Consider the following 16,720-nt stretch of genomic DNA (forward strand, 5'->3'; position numbering starts at 1 on the left):
AATGCCGGTAATCCTATCCGGCACTCTTTAGCAGGCAGTGAAAAGCGGGAAGTAAAAAGCCCAACGCCACCCGAGTCTTATTCGTCTTGAGACAACATCAATGAAGCTGCCGTTGTCTCTGTAGTTCCCGCTTGAGCCAGGCACTCGCAGGCTGCGCGCCCTCTGGACATCGCACCTCATAGTCGCGGCCACTCATGCTGCTTTTCGTGGCAGCAAGATCGATGAAGTCCTCTGCACTGTTCACCTTGTGCTTGTCCTCCAGGTAATTCAGCTTTTGCTCCAGATGCGCACGAGCCTCGGGACCTGGGAACGCCTCTCCGTTACGCACGAATTGGCATTTACTGTGCTCGACAAAGTCCAGCAGCCCCCTTATTTCTTGAGTGGTTTGAGGTGTGGCTTGAGCCTGCGCATTGGTTACGATTGCGATAAGACAAACGCCTGCCGCTCCCATCCACTTTCGCATGTTTGATCCTCGTATTGACGCTGTTGCGATTCGCTCTTCGACAGCAGAGGGCAAGAAGCCCGGTTTTGGTAGAAATGGTTCCCTTGAGCATGACGTATAGCGAGTGATCCGGGAAGCGCCTGGCGATCCCGTCAGCAAGGTATAGAAAATAAGCCCGCCTCCCGCAGGGAATCAAATGCCCCTCGGGCAAATTATTTCGCGACCGCTCTAGGTTGCGGAGTGGCGATCATTTGATTGCGTTATGACATCGTACAACTCGTAAAAATTAGCTTCCCATCCTCGAAAGCGCTGCTATGTTACGCGCTCGGAATAAACGTCCGAGCGCCGCCAGCGGCTCGCCTCGCTCCCCTCTATGGGCGGCAGGCCCGTCGACAAGGCCATGCGCCGTTCGTTTTCAAGGACAACCGGTTCGAGAAAGTCGGCGCCACCGCTGCGTATCGACCAGGATCGCAACCATTCACAGGGAAGTGTCATGGTCGAAGCGCAACGCTATTTATTGAGTTCTACCCAACAGTCCGTCTGGCTCGATCAACAGCTGTCGCCCGATACCCCTTCCTACAACATCGGTGTCACCGTGGAGATCCACGGTGCGGTGGATCTCGCCTTGTTCGCCGCCGCGCTGCGGGCCGTGGTGGCCCAGCATGACGCTTTGCGGTTGATCTTCAGCGAGCACGCCGGACATGTGACGCAACGGGTTGACGACACCGTGCAGGGCACGCTGGCCTACCACGACTGGCGCGCCGAACCCCAGGCCCGCGACGCTGCCCTGGCCCGCATCACGCAGCTCAATCGTACCTCGTTCGCCCTTTACGACCAGCTATTGTGGAGCATGGAATGGTTCCAGCTGTCGGACACCCATGCGCTATGGAACAGCCGTTATCACCACCTGATCTGCGACGGCACCTCGGTGGGCTTGATCGGCCAGGCCGTGAGCGCGGCCTATAACCAGTTGCTGCAAGGCCAACCGCCTGTCCTCGACGCCGGGTTGGCCCAGGGCTATCGCGATTTCCTGGCCCGGGACCAAACGTTCCTCGATTCGGTGCGCTACGCCAAGGCCCGTGATTACTGGCTCGAACAATTTCCGGCGCTGCCGGCGCCGTTGTTCCAGCAAGCTCCCCGAGCCATCGTCGGCGAGCCGGTGCCCAGTGCTCAGACGATCTGGAGGCTGGGCGGCGAGCGCCTTGAGCGCTTGAGCCAATGGGCGAAAACCCAGGGCGCCACGCTGAGCCACAGCCTCAGCGCCCTGTTGGCCTGTTATTTCAGCCGAATGACCGATCAACGCGAACAGTTGGTCATCGGCCTGCCCGTGCACAACCGCAGCAACCCGCTGCAAAAACGTACCGCCGGGATGTTTTCCTCGGTCTTGCCATTGACGGTGCAGGTCGATCCGACGCAGAGCTTTGCCCGCGCCGTGCAGCAGGTGGCCAGCCAGACGCTGCGCAGCTACCGGCACCAACGCTACCCACTGCAAACCCTGCATCGCGAGTTGCGCGCCCGCGCCGGTCATCCCGGCCATTTGTTCGAGGTGATGCTGTCAGTCGAACAATATCCGGGGGACGTGCACCTGGGGCCGGCACGATGTGCGTTGCGCACCTGGCACAACGGCCATGAGCGCTATCCGCTGGCCATCTACCTGCGTCATTACGAGGAGAAAACCGAGCCGCTTCTGGAGTTCAACTACGACCCGCGGCTGTTCAGCGCCGACGACATGGCCGCGCATCTGCGGCGCCTTCACCATCTGACCGAACAGCTGCTGGCTGACCCTGACCGGCCGCTGGGCGATGCCTCGCTGCTGGATGCCGCCGAACAGCAGCAAGTACTCCATGGGTTCAATACCAGCCTGCGTGACTACCCGGCCGACGAGTCCCTGCACAGCCTGTTCGAAGCGCAAGTGCGGCGGCGGCCCGATGCTACGGCAGTGCTCGATGGCGATCAGTCGTTGAGCTACCGCCAGCTCGACCGCCGCGCCGAGCGCCTGTCCGCGCATCTGGCGGCGTGTGGTATCAAGGCCGGTGACCCTGTGGCGTTGGCTTTGCCACGCGGCACGGCGTTGATCGTGTCGGTGCTGGCCATCCTCAAGCGCGGCGCCGCCTATGTACCCATCGATCGGGATGCCCCCTTGGCCCATCAGACACGGGTACTGACCGATTGTGGCAGTGGCTGGCTGCTGGTCGAAGGCAACGACGGGCCTGCGGTGCAAGACGTGCAACTGATCGATGTTGCCGGATCATTCGAGGACGCGCCTAACCCGCCGCCGCAGCGCGCCGGGGCTGTCGCCTACATCATGTACACCTCCGGTTCCACCGGTGTGCCCAAAGGCGTACAGGTGCCGCACCGGGCGGTCGCCCGGCTGGTGATCAACAACGGCTTTGCCGACTTCACCGCCCAGGACCGCATCGCCCTGGCCGCCAACCCAGCCTTCGACGCCAGTACCCTGGAAATCTGGGGCGCCTTGCTCAACGGTGGCTGCCTGGTGGTCTGCCCGCGCCAGATCGTGCTCGACGCCGGGCGCTTGAATGAACACCTGCTGCGCCACGAAGTCAGCGTGCTGTGGCTCACCGCCGGGTTGTTCCATCGGTTTGCCGACGCCCTGGCCCCGGCCTTTGCCGCCCTGCGTTTGCTGATGGTCGGCGGTGATGTACTCGACCCGCGCTGCATCGAGCGAGTACTACGGCGGTCACCTCCCGGGCAGCTGCTCAACGGCTACGGTCCCACCGAAAGCACCACCTTTGCCACCACCCATCGCATCACCCTCGAGGATGCGCTGGCGGGCGACATTCCCATCGGTCGGCCCATCGGCAATACCCAGGTCTACGTCCTCGACGAGCGGCGCCAGGCCCTGCCCATCGGCGTCGCCGGCGAGCTGTACATCGGTGGCGACGGGCTGGCCCTCGGTTACCTGAACCAGGCGCAGTTGAGCGAAGAACGCTTCGTCACCAACCCCTTCAGCCCCGGCACGCGCTTATACCGCACCGGTGACCTGGTGCGCTGGCGCGCGGACGGCGTGCTGATGTTCCTCGGACGCAACGACCTGCAGGTCAAGGTCCGCGGCTTTCGCATCGAACTGGGGGAAATCGAAGCGCAACTCAAGGCGCTACCCGGCATCACCGAAGCGGTGGTACGAGTCGATGCCCAACAGCGCCTGCTCGCCTATTTCAGCGCGACCCAGGCTCAACAGCCCAATGAGCTGCGAGGCCGCTTGGCCGCGGTTTTGCCCGACTACATGCTGCCGGCGGCCTTTGTGCAAGTTGAGGCTTTCAGCCTGACCGCCAACGGCAAACTCGACCGTCGCGCCCTGCCCGAGCCCGGTGAAGAGCACTTCGCCTTGCAGCGCTACGAAGCACCGCAGGGACCGGTGGAAACTCGTCTCGCCGAGCTCTGGGCGCAAACCCTCGGCGTGCCGCGGGTGGGACGCCAGGACAATTTCTTTGCCCTCGGCGGCCACTCGCTGCTGGCGGTGCAGTTGGTCGAGCAATTGCGGGCCGAAGGTTGGCATCTTGACATCGGGACCTTGTTCAGCGCGGCGAACCTTCACCATCTGGCCCTGCTACTCGAACACCCGGTGAGCCCAGCCGCCCCCCATGCGCCTACCGTTACCTCGGGCATCGCCCCGGACTGCCTACGCATCACCCCGGACATGCTGCCTCTGCTCAGCCTGCCGCAAGCGCAGATCGACTTGGTCGTCGCGGCTGTCGAGGGTGGCACGGCCAACATCCAGGACATCTACCCGCTGGCGCCTCTGCAGGAAGGCTTGCTGTTCCAGCACCTGTTACAACCGGATGACGACGCCTACCTGCTGCGCGCCACCCTGGACTTTGACAGCCATGAGCGACTGCAAGGCTTCGTCGCGGCGTTCGACCAAGTGATCGCCCGCCACGACGTGTTGCGTAGCGCGGTACTCTGGGAAGGCCTGGACGAGCCGGTGCAAGTGGTCTGGCGTAGCGCGAACCTGCCAGTGCAAGAGCTCGCCGACGCTGAACGGTTCAGCGACCAACCGCTGGACATCCGACGCGCGCCTCTGGCGCGAGCCTTCGTGCGTTTCGACAGCGCGACACAACACTGGCAACTGCAACTGGTCCATCATCACCTGGCCATCGACCACGCCACCTTGGGGTCGCTGTTCGCCGAAGTTCGTGCACTGATGCTCGACCCCCATCGCCATCTGCCCCCGAGCGTGCCGTTTCGCCAGTTCGTCGCCCAGGCGCGCCAGCCCCATCGCCAGGCCAGCGCCGAAGCTTATTTCCAGCGGCTGCTCGGCGACCTCACCGAGCCGACCCTGCCCTATGGGCTGCACGACGTACAAGGTTCGGGCCGCGATAATTGTGAGGCTCGACGCATGCTGGAACCCGCCCTGGCCCTGCGCTTGCGACGAATGGCCAAGACTTGGGAGGTCGGCGTTGCCAGCCTGTTCCACCTGGCCTGGGCCCTGTTGATCGGCAAGTCCAGCGGCCGCGACGAGGTGGTATTCGGCACCGTGCTGTTCGGTCGTTTCAGCGCCGGTGAGCAAGCCGAGCGGGCGCTGGGCATGTTCATCAATACCTTACCGCTGCGCATCGACCTTGATGCACCACTGCACGCAGCCCTGCGGCAGACTCACGGCCGGCTGATCGAACTGCTTGCCCACGAACATGCGCCTCTGGCACTGGCGCAACGGTGCAGTGCCCTGCCCAGCCAGACGCCGCTGTTTTCGGCGCTGCTGAATTTTCGCCACAGTCAGGCTCAGCGCAGCGCACAACCGGCGTTTGCGCTGCCGGGTGTGCAGTGGCTGGGCAGCGAGGAGCGCAGCAACTATCCGTTCAGTCTGTCTGTGGACGACCTCGGCGACGGCTTCGCCCTCACCGGGCAAATCCATCATTCGGTGAACGCCGAGGCCGTGTTGAACCATATGGTCCAGGCCCTTGAAGTGTTGGCACAAAGCCTGGAGTCGACGCCGGCGATACGAGTTTGCACCTTGGACACATTGCCCGCCGCCCAGCGTGAGCAAGTGCTGAACGGGTTCAATGCCACCCACCGGGCGCACCCACGGGACACCTTGCTGCATGAACCCTTCGAGCAGCAGGCAGCCCTGCATCCCAACCGGGTGGCGGCGTATATCGACAGCGCCGGTGAGACATCGCTCACCTATGCGCAACTCAATGGTCGTGCGAACCAACTGGCCCATGCCTTGCTGGCCGCCGGCGTGCGCCCCGATGACCGGGTAGCGATCTGCCTTGAACGCGGCCCTCACCTGCTGGTGGCCATGCTCGCCACCCTGAAGGCCGGTGCAGCCTACGTGCCGCTGGACCCGGCCTATCCGGCGGCGCGCCTGGTGCACATGCTTGAGGACAGTGCGCCGCGCCTGGTGCTCACCAGCCAGGCCGCGCACGGGAGTTTGCCGGCCTCGCCAGGCGCCGCTCATTGGCAGTTGGATTCGCCACCTTTGGCGGACCGCGTGGGCGCCCTGTCGCTGGACAACCCGAAGATCCCGGACCTGGCCCCGGCACACTTGGCCTACGTGATCTACACCTCTGGCTCCACAGGCCTGCCCAAGGGCGTGATGATCGAACACCGCAACGCCTGTAATCTGCTGCATTGGGCGTTGGATAATTTCCAGACCGAGGAGATGCAACTGAGCCTGTTCGCCACCTCGATCAACTTCGACCTGGCGGTGTTCGAATGCTTCGTGCCACTGGCCGCCGGCGCAACCCTGCAACTGGTGGACAACGCTCTCTCCCTGGTGACGCAGCCACGGGCCGTGACGCTGGTCAACAGCGTGCCCTCGGCGGTGGAGCAACTGGCGCGGATCGATGCCATCCCCGACACCGTTCGCGTTATCAACCTGGCCGGCGAACCCCTCAAGGCTCCGCTGGTGGCGCAATTGTTCAGCCGCAGCGCGGTGCGCCGGGTGTGCAACCTCTACGGCCCGACCGAAACCACCACCTACTCCACCTGGCTGTCAATGCGCCGTGAAGACGGTTACCTGGCCGGCATTGGTCGCCCCCTGGACAACACCCGGATTTACGTGTTGGACCCGCATCGCCAGCCAGTGCCGCTGGGCGTGCCCGGGGAGATCTACATCGGTGGCGCCGGTGTCGCGCGAGGCTATTTGAACCGCAGCGTGCTGACCACCGAACGCTTCCTGTCCGATCCATTCGTCGACGATCCCGCGGCGCGCATGTACCGCACCGGCGACCTGGGGCGCTGGCGGGCCGACGGTCACCTGGAGTACCTGGGGCGCAACGACTTCCAGGTCAAGGTGCGCGGTTTTCGCATCGAACTGGGGGAAATCGAAGCTCAGTTGCTGGGGCTGGCGGGCGTACGCGAAGCCGTAGTGGTGGCGCAATCCGCCCCGTCCGGCGACCCGCGACTCGTCGCTTATCTGGTGGCCGAGAATACCCACGCGCCAGTCCTCGGCACGGCGGCTGTACGCGCCTATCTGGAACAGCGCTTGCCGGACTACATGCTGCCCAGCGCCTGCATCGTCCTGGAGCGCCTGCCGCTGACCCCCAACGGCAAAATCGACCGCCAGGCCCTGCCGATGCCCGGCACTACCACCGCCGACGGCATCAGGCAGCCGCCCCGCGGCGACACTGAACAACGTCTGGCGGCGATTTGGGCACAAGTGCTTGGCCAACCGGACATCGACCGCGAGGATGACTTCTTCAGCCTTGGCGGGCATTCGCTGCTCGCGGTGCAACTGCTCGAACAACTGCGCCGCAACGGTTGGAACCTGGACATCCGCAGCGTCTTCGAGCGCTCTACCCTCGCCGCCCAGGCCCGGCGCCTGGAAGCACTCGACCGCAGCGCCGCGCCCGTGGCCAGCGTCAGCACCATCGCGCCCTCCTGCTCGCGCATCACCCCCGAGATGCTCGACCTGGTGATGCTGTCCCAGACGCGTATCGACCAGATCGCCGCACAGGTGCCCGGCGGTGCCGCCAACATCCAGGACATCTACCCGCTGGGCCCGTTGCAGGAAGGCATGCTCTATCTCCACCGGGCCCAGCGCGACGGTGATCGCTACGTGCTACGCAGTTTGCTGGCGTTTACCGACGAGGCCTGCCTGCAACGGTTCTGCGCCGCGCTGGAACAGGTCATTGCCCGGCATGACGCGCTGCGTACCCTGGTGCTCTGGGAGGATCTGGACGAGCCATTGCAGGTGGTCCTGCGGCACGTCGCGTTCACGCCCCGACGCCTGGTGCTCGACGGCGAGGATATCGCCGCCCGCTTGCACGCCAGCGCCGACCCGCGCCATTTCCGTCTCGACCTGCGCCAGGCGCCGCTGATCGAAGCCCGCGTGGCCTTTGACGCGGTCCATGACCGTTGGCTGCTGTTGTTGCTTCATCACCACGTGGTGGTGGATCACACCTCCCTGGAGTTGATGGTGGAGGAAATTGCCCTGATCGAAGGCGGGCGTCGGGCAGAATTGCCCACGCCCACCAGCCCCCGTGGCCTGGTGGCCCAAGCACGGCGCCCGGAGGTGGTGGATGCCGCGTGCAAGTTCTTCAGCGAGCAGTTGGGCGACCTGGACGAGCCGACCCTGCCTTTCGACGTCGACTTGCACGCCGACCCGCGCTGGCAAGCCCTGGAGCACCGGCAAGCGTTATCCCCGGACTTGGCGCGCCGGCTGCGCCAGCAGGCCCATGCCCACGGCGTGAGTGTGGCGGGTATCTGCCATCTGGCGTGGGCATTGGTGCTGGGACGCCTCAGCGGCCGCGACGATGTGGTGTTCGGCACGGTGCTGTTCGGACGCCTGCAGGCTGGCGCCCATGCGGACCGGACCCTGGGCTTGTTCATCAATACGCTGCCATTGCGCGTGCGCCTGCAAGACAGCACCCACGCCGTGCTGCAGAGGGTTCAGGAGGCCTTGAACGGTCTGCTCTGCCACGAACAGACCCCGCTGGCCTTGGCCCAGCGATGCAGCGCGGTACCGGCGGGCACGGCCCTGTTCAGTGCACTGTTCAACTACCGGTACAGCCATGCCGGGCAAGCGAACATCCCCCGGGCAATGCCGGGAATGACCTTGCTGCACAGCGAAGAACGCACCCACTACCCGTTCAATCTGGCGATGGATGACCTGGGCGAAGGTTTCCAGCTCACGGCCCAGACCCATCCCGAACACGCGCCCGAGCGGCTCGTCGAGTTCATGCTGCAAGCCCTCGACTCGCTGGTAGAGGACCTGGCACAGACAGGCGAGTTGCCGGTGCAGCAATTGCGCGTGCTACCCCCGCAGGAGGAGGCGCACCTGGACCGCCTCAACCCGCCGCCCACGGTTGCGCCCGAGGGCACGCTGGCGCAGCGGTTTGCCGAACAGGTCGCGGCAACGCCGGACGCCCTGGCGGTGATCGACGAGCATCAGTCCCTGACGTTCCGTGAACTCGACCGGCAAGCCGACCGCCTGGCCCGTCACCTGCTGGACCAAGGGGTGCGGCGCGGTCAGTTCGTCGCTGTCTGCCTGGAGCGCCAGGCGCATGCGGCGGTCGCCTTGCTGGCGGTGTGGAAAGCCGGCTGTGCCTACGTGCCGATGGATCCCGACTACCCGGCCAGCCGCCTCGCCTATCTGCTGGACGACAGTGACCCCGCGGCGCTGATCACCCAGGAGCAGGTGCGCGACCGGCTGCCCGCCTTCACGGGCGGACCGTTGATCAGCCTCGACGCGCCTGTACAATATGGCCTCTTGCAAGTCCCGGCAACGACAGAAACCGTACCAGGCCCGCAGCCGACTGACCTGGCATACATGATCTACACCTCCGGCTCCACCGGGCAGCCAAAAGGGGTCATGGTCGAGCACCGCTCGGTGCTCAATCTGTGGGCTGGCTTGCGCCAGCGATTGGACGACCTGCCTCCCAACAGCCGCTGCTCGCTCAATGCGTCGATGGCCTTCGATGCCTCGGTGCAGCAGCTTTGCCAATGGCTCAGTGGCCACTGCCTGGTGCTGATTCCCAAACGCGTACGGCTGGATGCCGGGGCGCTGCTGGATTACCTGCACCACCAGCAAGTCACACTGTTCGATTGCACGCCGAGCCAGTTGCAAGCCCTGCTCAAGCACCGGCAGGCCCAAACTCAGCCACAGCCATTGCCGCCGCGCATCCTGCTGGGGGGCGAAGCGGTGCCCACTGAACTGTGGACACAACTGGCCCATGAATCCCACCTGCGTGTCCTGAATGTCTACGGACCCACCGAGTGCACCGTCGACACCACCAGCGCCTGGCTCGATCAGCACGCGCTGCCGAGCCTCGGACAGCCGCTGCCCAATACCCGGGTGCAGGTGCTCGACGCTCACGGTCGGCGCGTCCCGCTGGGGGTGGTCGGAGAGATTCATATCGGCGGCCACGGCGTGGCGCGCGGCTACTGGCGGCGTGAGGCGCTTACCGGCGAACGTTTCTTTGTCGACCCTTTCACCCACGGACCCGCCGCCCGCTTGTATCGCACCGGCGACCTGGGCCGCTGGGAGTCGGATGGCAGTCTCAGTTACCTGGGACGCACCGACTTCCAAGTGAAGATCCACGGGCATCGCATCGAACTGGGCGAAATCGAAAGCCACCTGCTGGCACTGCCCGGAGTGCGCCAAGCCGTGGTGATAGGCCGTCCCGATCGCCACGGCGTGGACCGGTTGATCGCTTACTTGCAGGGCGACACACCGCCGACTCCAGGCCAGGCCCGCACCACCCTGAGCGAACATTTGCCCGATTACATGTTGCCCAGTGCCTATGTGCGCCTGGACCGGCTGCCGCTGACCGCCAACGGCAAGCTCGACCGCAACGCGCTGCCCGAGCCGGATGCCCAAGCGTTCGTGCAGACGCCCTATGAGGCGCCCCAGGGCGAAATCGAGGTCGTCCTGGCCGCCCTCTGGTGCGAGCTGCTGAATGTCGAGCGGGTCAGCCGCCACGACAATTTCTTCGCCCTGGGTGGCCATTCGCTGATTGCCATGGGGTTGGTCGAGCGCCTGCGCCAACACAACCTGCGGGCCGACATCAGCCAACTGTTCACCGCGCCGACCCTCGCCGGTCTGGCGGCGGTCACCACTCCATTGAAGGAACTGCTCCTGTGACTGCGGATCAATTGCTGGCCTTGCTCAAACACCGTGGCGTCACCCTGTCCCTGCGCGGCGATCAACTGTCGGTGGTGGCCGACGACGAAGTCCTGGCCGATCAGGCGCTGATCGCACTGCTGCGCAGCCACAAACCGGCGCTGATCGAAGCACTGCGCCAGCCCTCGACCCCGGCGGCCCGGACCAGCGGACTGCCCGTGGGGACCACCCAGATCACCCCGGCGATGTTCGACCTGTGCCAGCTCGATCAGGCGCAGATCGAAAGCATCGTTGCCGGCGTGCCCGGTGGCGCGGCGAATATCCAGGATATCTATCCGCTGGTGCCGTTGCAGGCCGGCATTCTGTTTCACCATCTGCTGCAGGCGCATGGCGACACATATTTGCTCCACGTGTTGCTGGCCTTCGACGATGAGGCCTGCCTGCAACGCTTCATGGAAGCCCTGAACCAGGCCATCGCCCGTCACGACATCCTGCGTACCGCGCTGGCCTGGGAAGGCCTCGACGAACCCGTGCAGGTGGTCTGGCGTCAGGCTCCGCTGATCATGGAACGATTCACCACCGACCAGGCCGATGTCGAGGTCGCGCTGCGAGCCCATACCGATCCGCGTCGGCAACGTCTGGACCTGCGCCAGGCGCCACTGATGCGCGCAGTCGCCGCCGAGGACCCGGCCGGCGGGCGGTGGCTGCTGCAACTGCTGCATCATCACGCGGTCATGGACCACACATCCCTGGAGCGGCTGGTGGGGGAAGTCGCGGCGATCCAGCAAGGTCGCGTGGACCAATTGCAGGCGCCGCAGCCGTTTCGCGATTTCGTCATGCGCGCGCGCCAGGGCTTGAGCGAAGCGCAACACACGGCTTTTTTCAGCGAAATGCTGGGAGATATCGACGAGCCTACCGCACCGTGCGGCCTGCTCGATGTACGCGGCGATGGTAGCCAGGTGCAAACGTTGGAGGCGCCGCTGCCGGTGGCGTTGAGTCGGCGCATCCGCGAGCTTTCGCGGCGCCTGCAAGTCAGCAGCGCGAGCCTGTTCCACCTGGCCTGGGCAATGGTACTGGGCAAGACCAGCGGTCGCGACGATGTGGTGTTCGGCACGGTGATGTTCGGGCGCTTGTCGGGCGCTGCCGAGGCCGCCACCGCCATGGGCCTGTTCATCAATACCCTGCCGCTGCGGGTGCGCCTGGCAGTCCCCGTGGAGCAGGCGCTGCGGCAAACCCACACCCTGCTCAGCCGATTGATTGCCCACGAACACGCGCCCCTGGCCCTGGCCCAACGCTGCAGCGCCCTGCCCAACGGCACCGCGTTGTTCTCGGCGCTGCTCAATTACCGCCACAGCGCGGGCAAGGATCAGGCGCCTGCGCTCGCTGGCATGCGTGTGCTCGGCGGCGAGGAACGCACCAATTACCCGTTCAACCTCTCGGTGGACGACCTCGGCGAGGGTTTCTCGTTGAGCCTGCAGGTCGACCTTCAGGTCGGCGCCGCGCCGGTGCTCGGCTGGCTTGGCAGTGCGCTGGAAAATCTGCTGGACGCCCTCGAACGGCAGCCCGACACGCTGGCCTGTCACCTTTCGGTATTGCCCGAGGCGGAACGCGAGCGACTGCTACAGACCTTCAACGCCACGGCCCGCGAACGGCCCGCCGAGGACTTGCTGCATCGAGCCCTGGAACAGCAGGCCGCGCGTCAACCCGAGGCCATCGCCGCGCGTTTCGACGCCGCTGGCGGTGCCGCGCCGTTGACCTACGGGCAACTCAATCGCCAGGCCAATCGCCTGGCCCACCTGTTGTTGCAAACCGGGGTTCGCCCCGACAGTCGCGTGGCGATTTGTCTGGAGCGGGGTCCGCACCTGCTGGTGGCCCTGCTGGGCATTCTCAAGGCCGGAGCGGCCTACGTCCCGCTGGACCCGGCCTACCCCCGCGAGCGCCTGATGCACATGCTTGACGACAGCACCCCGCGGGCGTTGCTGACGGTCGCTGCACTGCAATCGAACGTGGCCGTCAGCGATGGCTGCATGCTGGTGTGCCTGGACGATCCACAGACCCAGGCGCGCCTCGCCGAACAACCAGCCGACAACCCGGACCCCGTCCAGCTGGGCCTGGGCGCGCATCACCTGGCTTATGTGATCTACACCTCCGGCTCCACCGGTACCCCCAAGGGCGTGATGATCGAGCACCGTAACGCCTGCAACCTGTTGCACTGGGCGTTGCATGCCTTCGACGCCGCCAGCCTGCGCGACAGCCTGTTCGCCACGTCGATCAACTTCGACCTGGCGGTCTTCGAATACTTCGTGCCGCTGGCCGCGGGCGCGACCCTGCACGTGGCCAGCAACGCCCTGGCGCTGTTCGACCACCCCGTGCCGGTGACGCTGATCAACAGCGTGCCTTCGGCGCTCGATGCGCTGGTCGGCGCCCTGGCGATTCCCACGTCGACACAGGTGGTCAGCCTGGCGGGCGAACCCCTCAAACAGGGCCTGGTGGAGCAAATTTTCGCCAACAGCGCGGTACGGCGGTTGTGCAACCTGTATGGCCCTTCGGAAACCACCACCTATTCGACATGGGTGTCGATGGACCGTGACCAGGGTTTCGTGCCGGGCATCGGCCGGCCGCTGGACAATACCCAGGTGTACCTGCTCGACGTCCATCGCCAATTGGTGCCCTTGGGGGTCACGGGCGAAATCTACATCGGAGGCGCCGGGGTGGCGCGCGGCTACTTGAATCGGCCGGCGCTGACCGAGGAGCGTTTCGTCCAGGACCCGTTCGCCAGCGAAGCCGGCGCGCGAATGTACCGCACCGGCGACCTCGGTCGATGGACGTCCGATGGGCAGTTGTTGTACCTGGGCCGCAACGATTTCCAGGTCAAGGTGCGCGGCTATCGCATCGAATTGGGCGAAATCGAAAGTGCCATCAGTCGGGTGCCGGGCGTGCAGCACGCGGTGGTCGTCGCCCGCCAGGACGTACCGGGCGACCCACGCTTGGTGGCGTATTGGGTGATGCAGCCCGAAGCTCCGGTGAGCGAGGCACAATTGCACGATGCCCTGGCCGCGACGCTGCCCGAATACATGCAGCCCAGTGCCTATGTGGCCTTGCCGGCGCTGCCCCTGACCCCCAATGGCAAACTCGACCGCAGCGCCTTGCCGGTCCCGGATCAGGCTGTCGACGGCCCCTTCGAGGCACCCCAAGGCCCGTTGGAAACCCAACTGGCGACGATCTGGGGCCGCCTGCTGGGATTGGCGCAGGTCGGCCGCCAGGCGCATTTCTTCCAATCCGGGGGGCATTCGCTGCTGGCCGTGCAACTGGTTTCCCAACTGCGTCAACAGCTGCGGATCGAGCTGCCCCTGGCCCGCGTGTTCGAGCACCCGATCCTGCAACAGCAGGCGCGAGCCATCGAAGCCTTGGCCGCGGCCGGCCAGCTTGGCGCTGCGCCGATACCGGTCGCTGCCCGGCAGGCGCCGCTGCCGCTGTCGTTCGCCCAGCGACGCCTGTGGTTCATCGCCCACCTGGATGCTCAGGCCAGTGCTGCCTACCACATGGCCGGCGGTTTGCGCTTGCGCGGCGAACTGGACGAACCGGCATTGCGCGCCGCGCTGTCGCGCATCGTCGAGCGGCATGAGGCCCTGCGTACACGGTTCGTCGCCGAAGGCGGCGAACCCTGCCAAGTCATCGATCCGCCAGCGGATTTCTCTCTGCGCAGCGTCGACCTGCGGGGCCAGCCCGCCACGGCGTTCCAGGCTCATTGCGTCGAAGCCGCCGAGTCACCTTTCGATCTGACACGAGGCCCGCTGATCCGCGGTTGTCTGTTGCGCCTGGCGGACCAGGAGCATGTGCTGCTGGTGACCTTGCACCATATCGTCGGCGACGCCTGGTCGCTGGGCGTACTCACCCGCGAGCTGAGTGAACTCTATCGAGCGTTCATCCAGGACCGCGCCGATCCGCTGCCGCCACTGGCCATCCAATACGCCGATTATGCGATGTGGCAACGCTCTCCCCGTCAGGTCCAACGGGTCAACGAACAGTTGGATTACTGGCGTGCGCAACTCGCTGACGCGCCGGCGTTGCTGCAGTTGACGCTGGACCGGCCGCGCCCGGCGCAGCAGGATTTCACCGGGGCCAGTCTCGACGTGAGCATGGAGGCGGCATTGGTACAGGCCCTCAGGCAACTGAGCGAGCGCCATGGCAACACTCTGTTCATGACCGTACTGGCCGCCTGGTCGGTGGTCCTGGCACGCCTGTCCGGGCAGGACGACCTGGTGATCGGCTCGGTACTGGCCAACCGTACCCGCGTCGAAATCGAGTCGCTGATCGGCTTTTTCGTCAACACCCAGGCCCTGCGGGTGCGGTTTGCCGATGCCCTGCGGGTGGATCAACTGCTGGCCCAGGTGCGGCGCACCGCCCTGGAGGCCCAGGCGCATCAGGACGTCGCCTTCGAGCAGGTGGTGGAAGCTCTGAATCCACTGCGCTCGCTGGCCCACAGCCCGATCTTCCAAGTCATGTTCGCCTGGCAGAACGCTCCGCAGCCGAGCCTGGAACTGGGCACCCTGGAGCTCACGCCGCTGATCACCGCCGAAGACAGCGCCAAGTTCGACCTGACCCTGAACCTGCACGAGCGCGACGGCATGATCGCCGGACGCCTGACCTACGCCACCGCTCTGTTTGACGCTGCCACCATGCAACGTCATTGGCAGGCGTTGTGCACCACCCTGCAGGCAATGGTCAACGATGACCGACAGACGCTCGACGGACTGTCGATCCTCGGTGACGACGAACGCCACCAGGTATTGCACGGCTTCAATGACACGGCCCACGACTACCCCGCCGACGAACCCTTGCACAGCCTCTTCGAGGCCCAGGCCCGCCGCCGGCCCGAAGCCACGGCGATCCAGGACGTCACCGGCTCCATGAGTTACCGCCAGCTCGACCAACGTGCCGAGCAGCTGGCTCACTGGCTGGCGGCCCAGAGCATTGGCGAAGGCGCCCGGGTGGCGCTGTGCCTGGAGCGTGGCCCGCGCCTGATCATGGCAATTCTGGCAATCCTGAAAAATGGTGCGACCTACGTGCCCATCGACACCGCCACCCCGACGCAGCGCCAGCGCGCCCTGCTCGAGGATTGCGCCAGCGCCTGGTTACTCGTTGACGAATGGCCGGCCGCGCCGCTGGAGGCGCCCATGGCGTGCCGGGTGCTGGTCCCGTGGGAATCGGACCTGTTCCTGGACGATGACGCGCCCCGACGCCTGGTCAACGCAGCGCCAGCGAATGCCCCTGCCTATATCATGTACACCTCCGGCTCCACCGGCGTGCCCAAAGGCGTGCAGGTGCCGCACCGGGCGGTCGCCCGGCTGGTGATCAACAACGGCTTTGCCGACTTCACCGCCCAGGACCGCATCGCCCTGGCCGCCAACCCAGCCTTCGACGCCAGTACCCTGGAAATCTGGGGCGCCTTGCTCAACGGTGGCTGCCTGGTGGTCTGCCCGCGCCAGACGGTGCTCGACGCCGGGCGCTTGAATGAACACCTGCTGCGCCACGAAGTCAGCGTGCTGTGGCTCACCGCCGGGTTGTTCCATCGGTGTGCCGACGCCCTGGCCCCGGCCTTTGTCGCCCTGCGTTTGCTGATGGTCGGCGGTGATGTACTCGACCCGCGCTGCATCGAGCGAGTACTACGGCGGTCACCTCCCGGGCAGCTGCTCAACGGCTACGGTCCCACCGAAAGCACCACCTTTGCCACCACCCATCGCATCACCCTCGAGGATGCGCTGGCGGGCGACATTCCCATCGGCCGGCCCATCGGCAATACCCAGGTCTACGTCCTCGATGAGCAGCGCCAGGCCCTGCCCATCGGCGTCGCTGGCGAGCTGTACATCGGTGGCGACGGGCTGGCCCTCGGTTACCTGAACCAGGCGCAGTTGAGCGAAGAACGCTTCGTCACCAACCCCTTCAACCCCGGCACGCGCTTGTACCGCACCGGTGACCTGGTGCGCTGGCGCGCGGACGGCGTGCTGATGTTCCTCGGACGCAACGACCTGCAGGTCAAGGTCCGCGGCTTTCGCATCGAACTGGGGGAAATCGAAGCGCAACTCAAGGCGCTACCCGGCATCACCGAAGCGGTGGTACGAGTCGATGCCCAACAGCGCCTGCTCGCCTATTTCAGCGCGACCCAGGCTCAACAGCCCAATGAGCTGCGAGGCCGCTTGGCCGCGGTTTTGCCCGACTACATGCTGCCGGCGGCCTTTGTGCAAGTTGAG

Annotated in this window: 3 protein-coding genes; 2 read left to right on the forward strand and 1 reads right to left on the reverse strand. The window is 65.4% G+C overall.

Annotation, left to right across the window (positions count from 1 at the left end; translation table 11 throughout):
• Positions 1-97 precede the first annotated feature (97 nt).
• Positions 98-463, reverse strand: a complete 366-nt coding sequence (locus AD666_RS10455; RefSeq protein WP_053151245.1) for a DUF5329 domain-containing protein — start codon at positions 461-463, stop codon at positions 98-100.
• A 472-nt stretch (positions 464-935) separates the two neighbouring features.
• Here AD666_RS10455 and AD666_RS10460 point away from each other — a divergent pair, with 472 nt between their 5' ends.
• A complete protein-coding gene (locus AD666_RS10460; protein WP_053151248.1) occupies positions 936-10,490 on the forward strand; it encodes a non-ribosomal peptide synthetase in 9,555 nt (3,184 codons plus the stop codon).
• Positions 10,487-16,720 (forward strand): non-ribosomal peptide synthetase (locus tag AD666_RS10465; protein WP_156315930.1); only part of this gene is annotated, 6,234 nt, incomplete at its 3' end. The genes AD666_RS10460 and AD666_RS10465, both read left to right, overlap by 4 nt.

This window comes from Pseudomonas sp. Pf153 (genome assembly GCF_001269775.1).
GTDB lineage: Bacteria > Pseudomonadota > Gammaproteobacteria > Pseudomonadales > Pseudomonadaceae > Aquipseudomonas > Aquipseudomonas uvaldensis.